This window comes from Pseudomonas maioricensis (genome assembly GCF_022790535.1).
Taxonomy (GTDB): Bacteria; Pseudomonadota; Gammaproteobacteria; order Pseudomonadales; family Pseudomonadaceae; genus Aquipseudomonas; species Aquipseudomonas maioricensis.
Genome location: NZ_LOHG01000004.1, coordinates 109,862 through 124,182 on the forward strand (window position 1 = coordinate 109,862; position 14,321 = coordinate 124,182).

General features: G+C 57.9%; 17 protein-coding genes. 6 read left to right on the plus strand and 11 right to left on the minus strand.

Annotated elements, in window-relative coordinates; all coding sequences use genetic code 11:
- The first annotated feature begins 395 nt into the window (after positions 1-395).
- The 3 genes from AUC61_RS07890 to AUC61_RS07900 all read left to right on the plus strand — a co-directional run bounded on the left by AUC61_RS07890 (position 396) and on the right by AUC61_RS07900 (position 3,113).
- Entirely contained in the window at positions 396-1,499 is a 1,104-nt protein-coding gene (locus AUC61_RS07890) for a DNA alkylation repair protein (protein ID WP_243245409.1), read from the plus strand.
- Positions 1,500-1,618: 119 nt separating this feature from the next.
- Positions 1,619-2,455: an AraC family transcriptional regulator gene (locus AUC61_RS07895; RefSeq protein ID WP_243245410.1), complete on the plus strand. Its 837-nt coding sequence runs from the start codon at positions 1,619-1,621 to the stop codon at positions 2,453-2,455.
- A gap of 52 nt (positions 2,456-2,507) precedes the next feature.
- Positions 2,508-3,113, plus strand: a complete 606-nt coding sequence (locus AUC61_RS07900; protein WP_243245411.1) for a LysE family translocator — start codon at positions 2,508-2,510, stop codon at positions 3,111-3,113.
- A 72-nt stretch (positions 3,114-3,185) separates the two neighbouring features.
- Here the strand turns inward: AUC61_RS07900 and AUC61_RS07905 are convergent, their stop codons facing one another.
- Entirely contained in the window at positions 3,186-4,361 is a 1,176-nt protein-coding gene (locus AUC61_RS07905; protein ID WP_243245412.1) for a PAS domain-containing sensor histidine kinase, read from the minus strand.
- Positions 4,351-5,172, minus strand: coding sequence for an alpha/beta fold hydrolase (locus tag AUC61_RS07910; RefSeq protein WP_243245413.1), 822 nt, complete (start codon positions 5,170-5,172; stop codon positions 4,351-4,353). The genes AUC61_RS07905 and AUC61_RS07910 overlap by 11 nt, the downstream gene beginning before the upstream one ends.
- Positions 5,173-5,352: 180 nt before the next feature.
- Here AUC61_RS07910 and AUC61_RS07915 point away from each other — a divergent pair, with 180 nt between their 5' ends.
- Positions 5,353-6,345: a diaminopimelate epimerase gene (locus tag AUC61_RS07915; RefSeq protein ID WP_243245414.1), complete on the plus strand. Its 993-nt coding sequence runs from the start codon at positions 5,353-5,355 to the stop codon at positions 6,343-6,345.
- Positions 6,346-6,484: 139 nt separating this feature from the next.
- Here the strand turns inward: AUC61_RS07915 and AUC61_RS07920 are convergent, their stop codons facing one another.
- The 5 genes from AUC61_RS07920 to AUC61_RS07940 form a co-directional block, all read right to left on the minus strand.
- Complete coding sequence (locus tag AUC61_RS07920) at positions 6,485-6,922, minus strand: nucleoside deaminase (protein ID WP_122665960.1); 438 nt, start codon at positions 6,920-6,922, stop codon at positions 6,485-6,487.
- A 42-nt stretch (positions 6,923-6,964) separates the two neighbouring features.
- Complete coding sequence (locus AUC61_RS07925; protein WP_243245415.1) at positions 6,965-7,456, minus strand: hypothetical protein; 492 nt, start codon at positions 7,454-7,456, stop codon at positions 6,965-6,967.
- Positions 7,453-7,992, minus strand: coding sequence for a GNAT family N-acetyltransferase (locus tag AUC61_RS07930; protein ID WP_243245416.1), 540 nt, complete (start codon positions 7,990-7,992; stop codon positions 7,453-7,455). The genes AUC61_RS07925 and AUC61_RS07930 overlap by 4 nt, the downstream gene beginning before the upstream one ends.
- A 53-nt stretch (positions 7,993-8,045) precedes the next feature.
- Positions 8,046-9,059, minus strand: coding sequence for an ABC transporter substrate-binding protein (locus AUC61_RS07935; RefSeq protein WP_243245417.1), 1,014 nt, complete (start codon positions 9,057-9,059; stop codon positions 8,046-8,048).
- Positions 9,060-9,317: 258 nt separating this feature from the next.
- Positions 9,318-10,112 (minus strand): phosphate/phosphite/phosphonate ABC transporter substrate-binding protein, encoded by a 795-nt coding sequence (locus AUC61_RS07940; protein ID WP_243245418.1) that lies wholly within the window; start codon positions 10,110-10,112, stop codon positions 9,318-9,320.
- Between the two features lie 446 nt (positions 10,113-10,558).
- On the opposite strand from AUC61_RS07940, the gene AUC61_RS07945 reads away from it, so the two are divergent.
- Positions 10,559-10,969, plus strand: coding sequence for a GNAT family N-acetyltransferase (locus tag AUC61_RS07945; protein ID WP_243245419.1), 411 nt, complete (start codon positions 10,559-10,561; stop codon positions 10,967-10,969).
- 126 nt (positions 10,970-11,095) lie between these two features.
- Here AUC61_RS07945 and def read toward each other — a convergent pair whose 3' ends face one another.
- The 3 genes from def to AUC61_RS07960 form a co-directional block, all read right to left on the minus strand.
- Entirely contained in the window at positions 11,096-11,635 is a 540-nt protein-coding gene (gene def, locus AUC61_RS07950) for a peptide deformylase (protein ID WP_243245420.1), read from the minus strand.
- Positions 11,636-11,683: 48 nt separating this feature from the next.
- Positions 11,684-12,646, minus strand: a complete 963-nt coding sequence (locus AUC61_RS07955; RefSeq protein WP_243245421.1) for a YihY/virulence factor BrkB family protein — start codon at positions 12,644-12,646, stop codon at positions 11,684-11,686.
- A 221-nt stretch (positions 12,647-12,867) separates the two neighbouring features.
- Positions 12,868-13,059: a CsbD family protein gene (locus AUC61_RS07960; RefSeq protein ID WP_243245422.1), complete on the minus strand. Its 192-nt coding sequence runs from the start codon at positions 13,057-13,059 to the stop codon at positions 12,868-12,870.
- 249 nt (positions 13,060-13,308) lie between these two features.
- Here AUC61_RS07960 and AUC61_RS07965 point away from each other — a divergent pair, with 249 nt between their 5' ends.
- Positions 13,309-13,689: a hypothetical protein gene (locus tag AUC61_RS07965; RefSeq protein ID WP_243245423.1), complete on the plus strand. Its 381-nt coding sequence runs from the start codon at positions 13,309-13,311 to the stop codon at positions 13,687-13,689.
- A gap of 196 nt (positions 13,690-13,885) precedes the next feature.
- Here AUC61_RS07965 and AUC61_RS07970 read toward each other — a convergent pair whose 3' ends face one another.
- Positions 13,886-14,287 carry a DUF2177 family protein gene (locus AUC61_RS07970; protein WP_243245424.1) on the minus strand — a complete coding sequence of 134 codons (402 nt, stop codon included), beginning with the start codon at positions 14,285-14,287 and terminating at the stop codon, positions 13,886-13,888.
- Positions 14,288-14,321: the final 34 nt, after the last annotated feature.

Sequence of the window (14,321 nt, forward strand, 5' to 3'; positions counted from 1 at the left end):
AGGTTCGCCCTCAACAGGGTGGATGAGCAACCGGCGCGGGTTTGAGTTTGTAACAAGGATGTGCAGCGGTGCCGGCAGAGCCCGCCCGGTAGCTCTCATCAAACGCAAAATAGCCATATGAATTCAGATGCTTTTTCTGTAGGAGTGAGCTTGCTCGCGATAGCGTCTAATCCGACGATAATTTCTCGACGTTACTACCGCTATCGCGAGCAAGCTCACTCCTACAGGACCCGATGTTTGCTGTCCGATAGCGTTGCGTCTGGATGAAGGGGCAAACTCGTTCACGAGAAAGGCCAGCCCATCTGATACACCTCACTGGACTGTAACGCTGCGACAATGGCGCGCAGGCAACATCACAGGTTCTCAGTGTTAATAATCAGGAGAAAACCAGCCTCATGACAGACACCCCCGAGGCAGCACCGGCGCTGAAGGAAATTTTCAACCGGGCGCGGCTGCAGCACATCGCCGAGCAAACCCGTGCGATCTACCCCGCTTTCGATACCGAGGCGTTTTTGGCCCATGTGGCTCATGACCTGGACAGCCAGTCGCTCATGCAACGCCTCAATCGCGTCAGTCGCGGCCTGCACGCTGGCTTGCCTGCCGACTTCAGGGAGGCGCTGGACATTCTGCAAGCACTCGCGCCACGCCTGAACAGCAGCTTTGTCAGCCTTATCCTCCCGGAATACGTTGCGTTGTACGGTCAGCACGACTTTGACCGCTCTATGCAGGCATTGAAATTCTTCACCACGTTTGGCTCATCTGAATTTGCCGTGCGGCATTTCCTGCGTCTGGATTTCCCGCGCGCACTGCAGATCATGCAAGGCTGGGCGCTGGACGAAGATGAACATGTGCGCAGGCTCGCCAGCGAAGGCAGCAGACCACGTCTGCCGTGGTCATTTCGGCTGGAGACGTTGATGGTCGATCCGACGCCGGTATTGCCGATCCTCGACGCACTCAAAGCCGACACCAGCCTCTACGTGCGTAAGTCAGTGGCCAATCACCTGAACGACATCACCAAGGACAACCCCGACTGGGTGCTCGCACAGATCGAAAGCTGGTCACTGGATAACCCGCATACGGCCTGGATTGCCCGTCATGCACTGCGCTCGCTGATCAAGAAAGGTGATCGACGCGCGCTGACGATAATGGGTGCCGGGCACGCGCCGCAGGTACGCGTTGAACAGGTCAGCGTCACCCCGGGCGAGATTCGTCTGGGAGATAACCTGAGCCTGTCTTTTGAGTTGACCTCAACGACCGCAGAAAGCCAGCGACTGATCATCGACTACGCGATTCATTACGTGAAGAAATCCGGTGGCACCTCGGCCAAGGTTTTCAAACTCAAGACACTGGAACTGGAGCCGGGAAAATCAGTGCTTGTCACGCGCAAGCTTCAGGTCCGTAATTTCACCACCCGCGTGCATTACCCGGGCGTGCATGAACTGGACGTTCTGATCAACGGTGAGTGTCTGGGCAGCAGTCGCTTTGAACTGCTGCCTTGATGGCTGCACAAATCTTCCAGACACATGGAATGACAAACGACGACAATCAAGAAAACGGCGTGACCGTTCAGCCTTATCTTTCACCTGCACCACCTCCGCTGTTCTGACAGGACTTCGCCATGGCCAATAGCAACTGGATCGACTTGAAGCAGGACCACGAGTCCGGCATCGAGACGATTCGTGCGCATTTTGAGGGTCATGCCTATGATCCCCATTGGCACGACAGCTACCTGGTGGGCATTACCGAGCAGGGTGTGCAGCAGTTTCACTGTCGGCGTCAGCGGCGCATCAGTACGCCGGGGCGAATCTTTTTGCTTGAGCCCGGTGAGATCCATGACGGTGACGCGCCTGCACCGGAAGGCTTCACCTACCTGACGCTGTATGTGGACCCCAAATGGCTGGACCGGGAATTGCGGGCGCTGTTCGAACATACTCCGGCCGACTGCCAGATCAGCTTTGCCGACACCCAGGCTGATGATCTGCGTCTGGCCACGGCCACCGCCAACGCGTTCAACATGCTGCACGGTGACGAACTGCGCATTGTGCGCCAAACAGCCCTTGATGATTTGCTGTCGAACCTGACCCGCCACCTGCGCTGGCGCACGCAGGTCTCTCCTGACCCACGCTTGCCCCTGGTGGCGCAAACCGCCCGTGAGTTTCTGCACAGTCACAGCCATCAGGACATTGGTCTGGATGACCTGGCACGGATCACCGGGGTTGACCGGTTTCGTCTGACACGGGCATTCAAGGCAGCATTCGGCATCGCGCCGCATGCCTATCTGATCCAGCTGCGTCTGGCCAGGGCCCGACGGCTGCTGGCCAGCGGTCAATCCCCTGCCGAAGTTGCAGCCGCGCTTGGCTTTGCCGATCAAAGCCATCTGGGGCGCTGGTTTCAGCGGGCGTACAGGATGACGCCCGCCCACTACCGCAAGCGCTGCTCAAACCTTCCAGACTGACGCGCTGCCGATGGCGATGATTGACTGACGATCAATCACCGACGAGCGTTTCATGGAACAGTTCTTACCTTTCATGCTGTTTGCTTTCGTGTCATCCATCACGCCTGGCCCGACCAATATTCTGGTGATGACCAACAGCTCGCGACACGGCTGGACAGTGGTCGCGCCCATCGTGCTGGGTGCCTGTGGCGGCGCCGCTGCGCTGGTCTTGCTGGTGGGCACAGGCATTGGTGATGTGCTGGCCCGTCATCAGGGTATTCAGACCGCCATGTCGTGGGTCGGGATTGCGTGGCTGAGCTGGATGGCCTGGCAGATTTTCAGCGCACCGCCCGCCGCCATTACCCCCACCGGCACCGACAGCAAAGGCCCGCGCCTGGGCCTGTTCGGCGCCGCCAGCCTGCAACTGGTAAACCCCAAGACGTGGATGATGGCGCTGGCGGTGATCAGCGTTTTTGCTGGCGCTGATGCGGACAGGGGCATGCGCGTGGTGTACCTGTCGCTGATGTTCTTCCTGATCGCCATCCCGTGCATGACAGCCTGGGCCTGGCTGGGCGTCAGCGCCGCCCGCTTCTGCCAGTCACCGCAGAGCATGCAACGCTTCAACCGCAGCATGGCGCTGTTGCTGCTGGCCTCGACGTGGATGACGGTGTGGGTTTGAACGGTAGGAGGCAACTTGTTGGCGAAAGGGCCTGACGCGGTCCTTAGGGCAAGTCAGCTCCAAGAGCTTGCATCACCCCACCGGGCGCGCCAGGTTGATGGTGAAGGTGGTGCCGTCTTCGGCATTGGACATCACGCTGACGTCTCCCCAATGCGCGCGGGCGATTTCGCGGACGATGAACAGGCCAAGGCCGATACTGCGGCTCGGGTCGTCATCGGCCACGCCATGTGGCATCGGCTCAAACAGGCCGTCCAGACGCTCCGGGGCTATCGGTGGACCGAAGTTGTGTACCGCAATCCTGATCCACTGCGCGTCGAATGCCGAGGTGATGGTGATTGCCTCAGTCGCCGAGCCATAGGCCGCAGCGTTGCTGACCAGATTGTCGATGAGTTCGAACAGCCGGTCGGCGTCAGCAGTACACAGGCCTTCGCCGATACATTCATGCACCAACACCCGACGCGGAAAGATCAACCGTTGCTCGGCGACGCTGGCGGCGATCACCTCATGCAATTGCAACGGCTGGGGCAGCACAGAAATGCCACTACCGACCCGCGCCTGCGTGAAGTCCAGCAGGTCGACAATCAGACGCTGCGCACGCCCCACCGACTGGTTGACCAAACCCAGGCTGCGCTGCTGTTTCTCACTGAGCGCTTCCAGCCCGATCAACCCGGCCGCCATCTTGATGGCCGCGAGCGGATTGCGCAGATCATGGCTGACAATAGCGACCATTTGTTCGGCAAACGTGGCACGAATATCCGCTTCGGTCTGGGCCAGACGCAGCCTGTTCTGCACCGAAGACAACTCCTTTTGCGAGGCCAGTTGCTGCAACAACAGGTCTTCAGCAGCCTGACGGGTATCCTCCAGCTCGCGCTGATATTTGTTACGTTCTTCGCCGCTCATCAACGCCAGGTTATGCACCACACCTTGAGCGGTTTCACGGCGCGCGGCGCTGAGCATCATGGTCAGGGCATGCCCGTCATGATGCTTCAGGTCGACTTTGATCTCCGACACCGAACCCTGTGCGGTCAACAACGGCCCCCAGTGGGTCTGGTAGAAAATCCGGTCACCTGCGCCCAGTAAATCCTGAAAGCGTGACCCCGCCAGGCTCGCCTGCTCCAAACCCACCCACTGGCAGAAAGTCTGATTGGCGCGCAGGATGGTGCCGTCTTCCCGAGTCACCAGCAAACCACACGCAGCCGTTTCGAATAGCAGGTCGCTATCGATATGAAACGCTACATCAACAGGCAAGAGGTACTACTCCAGATTCACGAATGAACTCATCGATGGCTGCGATACAGGCGTCTGGCGCACTCATGTGCGGGCAATGACCAATGTTGTCGATGATCCGCAAGGTGCAGTCTGGCATCACCCTCTGCAGATAATTCCCTACTTCGAGCGGCGCGATAAAGTCGTTGTTGCATTGCAGGACCAGGGTTTTGGTCGGCAGTCGCGCAACGTCCTTGCGGTTATCCGCCATGAAGGTGACACGGGCGAACTGCTGGGAAATGACCGGGTCGGTGCGACAGAAACTCTGGGTCAACTCCTCACCCAGTTCAGGACGGCCGGGTGCGCCCATGATGGCCGGCGCCATGGTACTGGCCCAACCGAAGTAATTGGCCGCCAGCGTGCTGAGCAACGACACGATGTCCTGTCGGGTGAAGCCGCCCACATAGTCGCCATCGTTGATGTAGCAAGGCGACGGCCCCACCATTACGTGAGCCGCGAAATGGCCGGGCTCACGCAAATCTGCGAGAGCACCGATCATTGAGCTGACCGAGTGGCCAACATGAATCACTGGGCCAGGCCCGGCGAATTCCTTGACGACCTCCAGCAGATCACTGGCATAGCCGTCCAGTGAATCGTACTTGCGTTTGTAATAAGCCGTCAGATCAGACTTACCGTTACCAACTAGGTCGTACAACACCACCTTGAATCGATCTGCGAACAGCGGCGCCATGAATCGCCACATGTTCTGATCGCAACCGAAGCCATGGGAAAATACGAGGGTTGCAGGCCCCTCGCCCATGACATTGACGTTATTGCGCAACTGCACCGACATCCGTATCCCTCCAGGATTAATCCGAACAGTGATCAGATTGCCACCAATGGATTAACCGAGATTAGCATCGTTCTGTTCGGGAAGAACTCCTACAAACGTATCCTCCCTCTGAAAAAGCTTGCCTGAGTACCTGGGGCTGCTTCCCAATAGACGACTTTGAATCAATCTGTGAATCGCATCATGAGTCAGCTTTACGACGCTCGCGGCAATATCTACGCCGTCTGTACACCTCAAGGCTTACGCGAATTGGGGATTGATATTGCAGACAACGCTGCAGACGCAGCGGCGAACCGAAATGAGTGGACCAGCGCCGCAGTGCACGCTTTGTGCAGTTGGCCGGATGAGGTTCGACCGCAGGGCGCCAAGGCGCATCGCTCGGACGGTTTGCTGGTCGGACCGTTTCAGCAGGCCCCGCCTTTCGACCTGTTGATCATCAACACCGACGGCACTCTGGCCGAGCGCAGCGGTAACGGCCTGACGATTTTTGCCCAGTTCCTGACGGACTCCGCTTGCGTCCATAGCACTGGCTTCGAGTTGCGGGTTCATCATGATAAAGACGACGCGGTTACCCCCGTGCCGACTCACGTTGAGCCGACCACGATTAATGGCGAGCAAGGCTTCTGGCTCGCACTTGGCAACCCGGCCTTTGGTCCGGACGCTGTCGGCGCTCTTAGCGCCAGCCTGGAGTCTCCACAGCTCAATAGCCGCGCGGTTGTCAGGGTTAAACCTTTGGCTGAGATCAAGCCCCAGTGGGACCGCAGCGTTTTTGTTCGAGTCGGGAATCCGCATTGCGTCACCCTGGTTAATCACCAGGCAGATTTACCCTCGTTCGAGTCACTGCATGAGCAGGCACTGAGCGCATCGTTGACGCGTATCGCATTTACCGAAGGGGACTTGGGCGCGGGGCAGCCCTGCCCGGCTGGCGTCAACCTGCAATGGGCGTGGGCAGCGTCAGCGAATCAGCTGGTCGCCAGGGTATTCGAGCGCGGCGAAGGCCCAACCGCATCTTCCGGCACCAGCGCCAGCGCTGTGGCTTGCGCTGCTTGGTACGCGGGTTCGGTGAGCGCGGGTCTGGTTCAGGTCGAGATGCCCGGCGGAACAGCGCCGGTGCGTCTGGAAGAGCAGAACGGAGAGCTGCGGGTTTCGCTGTTTGGAGTGGCGAAGGCGTTTTAAGCACTTTCTCAGGACCGGCTTTAGCCGGGAAGGCGACGTTGGCATCGGTTTCTGTAGGAGCTGCCGCAGGCTGCGATGGCGGTGTGTCAGATAATACCTTCGCAGCCTGCGGCAGCTCCTACAGAAGATCGGCAAGGACTTACTCGCCAATGTCCTCATTCCACAGCTCAGGCTTGCTGGCGATAAAGCCTTTCATCATGTCTACGCACGTGTGGTTATCGATCACTTGCACGTTCACGCCACGCGAGCGCAGCAGTTCTTCTTCGCCCATGAACGTCTGGTTTTCGCCGACGATGACCTTGCGGATGCCATACAGCAGAATGGCGCCGCTGCACATCGCGCAAGGTGAGAGCGTGGTGTAGAGCACCGCATCGCGATACACACGGGCAGGCTGGCGACCGGCATTTTCCAGCGCGTCCATTTCCCCGTGTTTGATGGCGCTGCCTTCCTGAACCCGACGGTTATGCCCGCGCCCGATGATCTGGCCGTCATGGACGATAACGGAGCCGATAGGTATGCCGCCTTCGGCAAGCCCGAGCTGCGCTTCGTCGATTGCAGCCTGCATGAATGGGTCCATGGTTCTACCTCGTTGCCTGCATGTATAGGGAAGTAAGGAACATCAATGGGGCAACCTGGCCAGCGCATTGTTCAACGCTTGCGAAACAAACTCCTTGAGCAGGTCAGCAGAGCGCGTCTTCATGTCCATACCGACATCATTCTGTTTGGCTTTGAACTTGTTGGCCAGCATTGGCTGGTTATCACCACGGTTAAGCGCGCGCAGCTCTTCAGCAGTGAAGGACTGGGCATAGGAGGCCGCCATATTGCGGTCCCATTGCGCCTGAAATTGAGGTTGCAGGCGTTGCAGTTCATCTTTGACCAGTACCTGCGCTTCGGTCTTGCCGACCGCTTCGACAATGCTGCCGAATGTGGCGGTACGCGAAGCGACCTGATACCCCAGCCAGCCAAGGCTCTCACCCAAATGGCGTTCCTCGACGAATGCCAGGGCACTGTCATCGACTTCAGACGCCTGGGCACTGCGTTCGACGCAGGTAAAAAAGCCAAGTAGCAAGACGATAAACAGGCTGCCGGAAACCGACTTGTGCAGTCTCATGAAGCCTCCCGAGCCTGCCACTCATCACGGTTCAAGCGATAAATCCTGACGCCCAAACGGTGGTACTGGCTGTGAACGAATGCGATGAATCCCACCTTCTGAATCACTCGAACTGACGCCACGTTTGCGGGCTGAACAATGGCAATGATCGAGCGCAGCCCCAACGTCTGAAAACCATACGCCAGTGTTGCACGGACGATCTCGGTGGCCAGGCCTCTGCCCCAGAACCGAGTGGCAAAGCGATAACCGATCTCGACCTCTTCGACTCCATCGACGCTCTCCTGATTCAACGCACAGAAGCCCATCAACACGCCGCTGTGTTGTTCGACCACTGCGCACGGCCCGAAACCATGCCGTGCATAGGACTCGACCGACCATTGGACGAACTCCGCAGTTTCGCTTTCAGTGAGCACTCCACGTACCGAATAGCGCATCACCTCGGCATCGCTGAGTATCTGCGCCAGGTATGGCACATCAGCGCTGCTGAACGGGCGCAGTGTCATGCGCCCCGTGTGTAAGACAGCCTCAGTATTCATGACTCAACCATTTACAGACCGGCTCCGCCTCGCAGCGCATCGTCGATAGCCCCTCACAGACTACCGCTGACTTTGCTGGCCACCTCGGCTGGCAGCCACTGCTTCCAGACCTCGGGGTGCTGTTTTAGGAAGGCTTGAGCAGTGGCCTTAGGCTGCTCGCGCTTTTCGCTCATCTGACCAAGGGTCTGGTTGAGCAGATCGATAGGCAAGTCGACTTTCTCGAAGAACCCCACCAGGTCCGGATACTGTTTGTGGAAAGCATCCGAGACGCCGATGCTCAAGCGCGGCTCCAGGGAGCGAGTACCCCGCGGATTAGGGTTATTGGCATCGGCCAGGGTTTTCCAGGCTTCTGCGTCAAACGGCGGCTCTTCCAGCTTGATCAGCTTGAAGCGGCCCAGCAGCGGTGTCGGCGACCAGTAATAGAACAGCACCGGCTTGCCACGATGAATCGACGAACTGATCTCGGCGTCCAGCGCTGCACCCGAGCCCGTGCGGAAGTTCACGTAGCTGTCGGTCAGGCCATAAGCCTTGAGCTTCTGGGTATTGACGATTTCCGACGTCCAGCCAGTCGGGCTGTTGAGGAAGCGCCCTTGTTGCGGCGATTCCGGGTCTTTGAACACGTCTTTGTAGCGCGGCAGATCCGACACGGATTTAAGGTCGGGAGCCAGCGGCTTGATGCCCTTGGCCGGATCCCCCTTGATCACGAATTCCGGAACCCACCACCCTTCGGTGGCACCTTTGACGATGTTGCCCAGGCCGTGCACCTTGCCTTCAGATTCAGCCTTGACCCAGGCAGGACTGCGCCCGGCCCACTCCTCACCAATAACCTGGATATCATTTTTGGCCAACGCCGCTTCCAGACTCACCGTACTGCCCGGCAGTGTATCAGTGGGGTAGCCGTAACCCTTTTCAACGATGGTGCGCAGTATTTCGGTAATCAGACTGCCGCTTTCCCACGTGATATCGCCAAAGTGGATCGGTGCGGTCTTGTCCGCCGCCACCGCAGGCTGTCCCAGCAGGCCGAGGGCCAGAAGTGAACAGCCGAGCAGGGTTCTGATTGATGTCATGGTCACCTCTGGATGGCCGAACCGGCCTGACGGGAAAGTTGTGATGTTGTTATTGATAAGTGTGGCTTGAAACGTATCGACATCTGTAGATAGCGATAAGTTGTACTCATGTATAGGCGGTGAGCCTGAAGAACCGCGTCAGCCCCCTCGCCAACAAGTTGCCTCCTACCTTCGAAAATGGCGCAAGGCCTGGTAGGAGCGAACTTGTTCGCGAGGCGGTGCCTGAATAACCGCATGAAACCCTGTCGCCAACAAACTTTAAAAAAACAATAACGGCAGCCCTTGCTCGCTCGCTTGACGTTCATAGTCCAGCAACACTTGATATTCATCGGTCTGGGCGGGCATGACACGCTTGATAGCCAGTGCCTGCGCGACGTCAGGCAGGTCCAGCAGCGCCTGGTTCATCGCCAGGCGAATAGCGTCGGCCTGCACAGCGTCAATGCTGAGGGCGGTGATAAAGGGCAGACATGGACTACTCGCGGTGCGCCCCAGAATACGCAGCCCGCTGACTTCTTCGCTGGCATCCCGAGCCAGGTAGTCATAGGTCACGCTGTCGATGGCCGCCAGGTCACCTCGCCCTTCTTTAAGCTCGCGCAGACTGTGCCGATGACCACCGGTGAGGGATACACGTGAGAAAAACCGCCCCTCACGCTGCAGCGGCGCCACGGCATGCCGGAACAGGTTCATGCCGGAATTGGAGTCTTCGCTGTTGACCAAGGCGTGGCTGCCGCAAAACGCTGTGAGTGCGCGGCGGGGATCATCGGCGCGCACCACCAACAGGCTGCAATGCATGCCATCGGCGCTGTGGGGCAATTCGTAAACCGGTCGCCCGAGCAGGCGGACCTTGCCGCTCAGCAACGTCATCAGCGGGTAGCCGCAGGTTTGCGCAAACAGTAACTGATCAGACAACCAGAGTTGCGGCAGGTCGAGTCCGGCGCTTTGCAGCCGCTGCGCGCCAAGCACTTCGAAGATTCGCGCCAGCCAAGCCTCGCTGGCTTCAGCGACGCGCGCTGGAGCGTTGTACATCGGTAGTTCGGCGATACCCTGAATCATGACAAATCCGGTCAAAGCGATTGACCCAACCATAGATGAAAAATGCAGTCGATGCGCGGTCCATCGGTCACAACCACGGTCCCTGTAGGAGCTCACCGAGGTTACGAGGCCAGCGATGGCGGAGTATCAGACATACTGTGATCGCTGGCCTCGTAACCTCGGTGAACTCCTGCAGAACGGGGGCAAACCACTACATTGAATGAGTTGTCACCAGCGATGGATTTTAGATCAATGCCCAAAAAGGCCGGTGTCGGACTTCTTGGCTTTCTTGTCGGCGCGCTTTTCATCGGCGGTTTTGGCGGGCTTTTTCTTTGCCGCTTTCTTTGAATCCATACCTTTGCTCATGGTGCGTGCTCCAGGGTTAAGGATCGGGCCTCTGTTATACACCCATTCGACGCTATGATAAGCCGCCATTCCTGCCGCCCCGCGAAGTGCGCCCTGCCCCCATGTCCGACATTGAGTTCTGCCCGCTACCGTCGATCTGCCAGCCTCTCCTGGACAAGTTTTACCGCGCTCATCGGTCGCCAATGCGCTCCTCTGGCGCGGCGCAGATGTGGGTGGCCAGGCAGCAGGAAATTATCGGCGCGCTGAGTCTCACGCCGATTACTGACGGGCACTGGTTGACGGGTTTATTCGTCGCGCCGCAATGGCGAAGTCAGGCAATTGCCGGGAGATTGATTGCGCGGGCGCTGGAGGATTTGACCGGGCCGGTCTGGCTGTTTTGCCATCCTGAACTCGTAGCGTTTTATGAACGATCAGGCTTTACGCCAGCCAGCGAATTGCCACCGCTGCTAGCGGAAAAACTGACGAGGTATCAGCGTACGAAGGAGTTGCTGGCGATGCAGTGGAAGCGTTAGAGATTGACCTGTAGGAGCTGCCGAAGGCTGCGATGGCGGCATGTCAGGATAAATGCTTCGCAGCCTTCGGCAGCTCCTACAAGAAAAGCATTCCAATCCACAGCGCGGATGCACGCTGCCTAAGCGTTATTCATCTGCATTCGGGTCCATATCAGGAAACATCACGTCCATGAAACCGAACTTACTGAAATCGGTAATACGCGAAGGATAAAGGCGGCCAATCAGGTGATCGCATTCGTGCTGAACCACGCGAGCGTGAAAGCCATGGGCTTCGCGCTGGATCGGCTGGCCGTCCGGATCGAAGCCTTCGTAACGGATGTTCTGATAGCGATCAACTGCGCCGCGCAACCCAGGCACGGACAGGCAGCCCTCCCAGCCCTCTTCCAGATCGGAACCCAGCGGCGTAATAACCGGGTTGAGCAAGATGGTCTGAGGCACCGCTTCCGCGTCCGGATAGCGCTCGCTGCGCTCGAAACCGAAGATCACCAGTTGCAGATCAACCCCAATCTGTGGCGCAGCCAGACCAACGCCCCCCACACTCTCCATGGTTTCAAACATATCGGCGATCAGGGTCTTGAGTTCAGTGCTGCCGAACATCGAAGCGGGCACAGGTGGAGCGATGCGCAAGAGGCGCTCATCGCCCATTTTCAAGATGGTACGGATCATACGGGCGGGACTCCGTAGCGAAAAAACGTCATCGTGCCACAGTCTTGCTCAGGATTCCCCGGCCTTGGCAGGCAACGGCACAGAATGATCACGCCCGAGGCCAGATACGTGCTGCTTCTCCGTGGACTCAAGCGCGCCGTCACCCTCGACCTTTTCGCCTTTGTCTTTGCCTTCTGCCGACATGTGCTCAACCACTGCATTCATCTCGGCCCCCAGCAACAGCACGGCTGCGGAGATATAGAAATACAGCAGCAGGACGATGATGGCGCCAATGCTGCCGTACATGGCGTTGTAGTCGGCGAATGTCTTGACGTAATAACCGAAGCCGAGCGACGCGAGTATCCACACCACAACCGCCAACACAGAGCCGGGGGTGATAAAGCGAAACTCCTGCTTCACATCCGGCATGACGTAATAAATCAACGCGACGGCGACCATCAGCAACATGACGATCAGCGGCCAGCGCAAGATAGTCCAAAGCGTCACGATGAAGTCTTCCATGCCAATTTGCGCGGCAATCCAGTTCATCACTTGCGGCCCGGTGACCATCAACGCGGCCACCGCGAGCATCATCATGGCGATGCCAATGGTGTACGCGACCGACAGGGGAATGCGCTTCCATACGGGGCGGCCTTCAACCACGTCATACGCGGCATTCATGGCGCTCATCATCAAACGCACGCCCGCTGAAGCGGTCCATAGCGCGATCACGATACCGATCGAAAGCAGGCCACCTTTGGATTGCTGAAGCTGATCAATCACCGGGTTGACCTGCTCAAGTGCCTGAGGTGGCAGCACCAGTTCCGATTGCAAGCGTAGCCAGGAGAAGAAATCCGGCAGGTGCAGAAAACCGATCAGGGCGATCAGAAACAGCAGGAAAGGAAACAGCGAAAACAACATCTGGTAGGCCAACGCCGATGCATAAGTAGACATCTCGTCATCGAGAAACTCGCTGACCGTACGTACCATCACCTTGCCCAGTGGCAGTTGGCGCAATTCCGGGAAAATCATGGCGTCTCCTTCGCTACATAACTGACGCAGCTTACACATTCACATTGATGGGCACTGCGTCTCTTGCACAAGCTGTTCGCAGATAATGGCGTTTTACCTTAATTGAGTGGACTGGACGGCCTGTAAAAGGTTTCAAAACCTTAATTTCAAAGGCTGAAAATGACAACGGCCATCCGAAGATGGCCGTTGCTCAATACCAGGATTATCCCGGGGGGTCAGGCTTATGCCTTGTCGACGCCTTTTTTCACGGCGTCTTTGGCGTTCCCTTTGGCTTGCTGGGCTTCGCCTTTGACTTCCTGCGCCTTGCCTTCAGCTTTCAGTTTGGAGTTGTCGGTCGCCTTACCCAGGCCTTGCTTGACGTTACCGACGGCTTCGTTAGCCATGCCTTTAACTTTATCGCCAGTGCTGCTCATAGGTTTTACTCCGCAGAATCAATGAGAGGTCATTGCCTCGACGTAAAGATTGACCTGCCGCTTTTGCACAGAGTTTCAACTATTTGCATGGGCGTGATAGCCGTTCGTCTGCTGCTCATGAGCCGATGAAAGCCAGCTTGATGAAACTTTGCCTTTAAGTTTGTGCGGCAACCCACGAGAATGCGCAACGCAATCCGGCTCAGTCGGGCACAGCCCGTCGCGCTGAATACAACGATCCGCAGGAACATTATGAAACTCGATAAAAAGCAGGCCATCGCACGCCGGAACCAGCAACTGGGCGGTGCCGTGCTGGGAACCAACAACACCCACTTCGCAACCCTGAACACCAACAAGAACATTTGGTGGTTCGACCTGCCGGTCCCGCGTCTGGCGGTGGGTCAATACGAATGGGTGCATCTGCTGTTGTACACGCCGAGCAGCGATCAGTTGCTGCACCTGAAAGTCACTACAGTGTTCCTGCGTGATCACATGGAAGGTCTGGTGATCCGCAATAAAGGCCAGCGCAAGTCCACCGTCAGCCTGGAGCTGAGCGCGGACAAGGATTCGTATCTGAAGGATGTGAGACCGCTGGGTGCAAATCTGAGCTTTGCAGACTTCCTGCAGCCCTGATGCCTTGAACTGCGTAACGCTGTCGCGCAACAAACGCGGCGCCCTGTAGGAGTGAGCTTGCTCGCGATTCGGTCATTGGATCGACGAGTTTATCGCCAGGACCGACGTGATCGCGAGCAAGCTCACTCCTACAGGTCTTGTGGTTGCTGCATTGCCCCAGACAGAAAAGCATCCCAGTCCGATGATGCGATAGCCATCAAGCAACCCGCCTGGCAACCAGAAACCCCACCGTACCCGCCACCGCCGATGCAAACGTGCCCCACGCCAGATCCACCAACGCCAACTGCGCAGGCCAGCCTTGCAGCGTGGCCCAGTTGGTCAGGTCATAGGTGCCATAAGCCACCAGCCCCGTTAGCGCACTGCGCTTGGCGGCATGGCTGACGCTGTCGCGACGCAGCCCCGACAGCACCGCCAGCACGAGCAGGCCAAAGGCGTACAGCAAGTAAAACACCACAGCCGGTGCAATTACCGGCTTGTCGAGCATCAAAGGCCCCAACCAGGCCCGGTAGCTTGGCCCCATCAACACGCCCAGCCAGATACCGTCCAGAATCAGGAATGCCAGCAAGATGCTGAAGTAAGCCGTGAGATTTCTTTTCATGGAAGGCGTCCTTGTCTGAGTTGATCCGCATGGC

Coding starts and splice junctions, on each gene's coding strand:
- AUC61_RS07925 (WP_243245415.1), bottom strand. CDS start 7,456: ATGAGACTGCACAAGTCGGTTTCCGGCAGCCTGTTTATCGTCTTGCTA.
- AUC61_RS07965 (WP_243245423.1), top strand. CDS start 13,309: ATGAAACTCGATAAAAAGCAGGCCATCGCACGCCGGAACCAGCAACTG.
- AUC61_RS07930 (WP_243245416.1), bottom strand. CDS start 7,992: ATGAATACTGAGGCTGTCTTACACACGGGGCGCATGACACTGCGCCCG.
- AUC61_RS07895 (WP_243245410.1), top strand. CDS start 1,619: ATGGCCAATAGCAACTGGATCGACTTGAAGCAGGACCACGAGTCCGGC.
- def (WP_243245420.1), bottom strand. CDS start 11,635: ATGATCCGTACCATCTTGAAAATGGGCGATGAGCGCCTCTTGCGCATC.
- AUC61_RS07945 (WP_243245419.1), top strand. CDS start 10,559: ATGTCCGACATTGAGTTCTGCCCGCTACCGTCGATCTGCCAGCCTCTC.
- AUC61_RS07920 (WP_122665960.1), bottom strand. CDS start 6,922: ATGGACCCATTCATGCAGGCTGCAATCGACGAAGCGCAGCTCGGGCTT.
- AUC61_RS07900 (WP_243245411.1), top strand. CDS start 2,508: ATGGAACAGTTCTTACCTTTCATGCTGTTTGCTTTCGTGTCATCCATC.
- AUC61_RS07970 (WP_243245424.1), bottom strand. CDS start 14,287: ATGAAAAGAAATCTCACGGCTTACTTCAGCATCTTGCTGGCATTCCTG.
- AUC61_RS07890 (WP_243245409.1), top strand. CDS start 396: ATGACAGACACCCCCGAGGCAGCACCGGCGCTGAAGGAAATTTTCAAC.
- AUC61_RS07960 (WP_243245422.1), bottom strand. CDS start 13,059: ATGAGCAGCACTGGCGATAAAGTTAAAGGCATGGCTAACGAAGCCGTC.
- AUC61_RS07935 (WP_243245417.1), bottom strand. CDS start 9,059: ATGACATCAATCAGAACCCTGCTCGGCTGTTCACTTCTGGCCCTCGGC.
- AUC61_RS07910 (WP_243245413.1), bottom strand. CDS start 5,172: ATGTCGGTGCAGTTGCGCAATAACGTCAATGTCATGGGCGAGGGGCCT.
- AUC61_RS07940 (WP_243245418.1), bottom strand. CDS start 10,112: ATGATTCAGGGTATCGCCGAACTACCGATGTACAACGCTCCAGCGCGC.
- AUC61_RS07915 (WP_243245414.1), top strand. CDS start 5,353: ATGAGTCAGCTTTACGACGCTCGCGGCAATATCTACGCCGTCTGTACA.
- AUC61_RS07955 (WP_243245421.1), bottom strand. CDS start 12,646: ATGATTTTCCCGGAATTGCGCCAACTGCCACTGGGCAAGGTGATGGTA.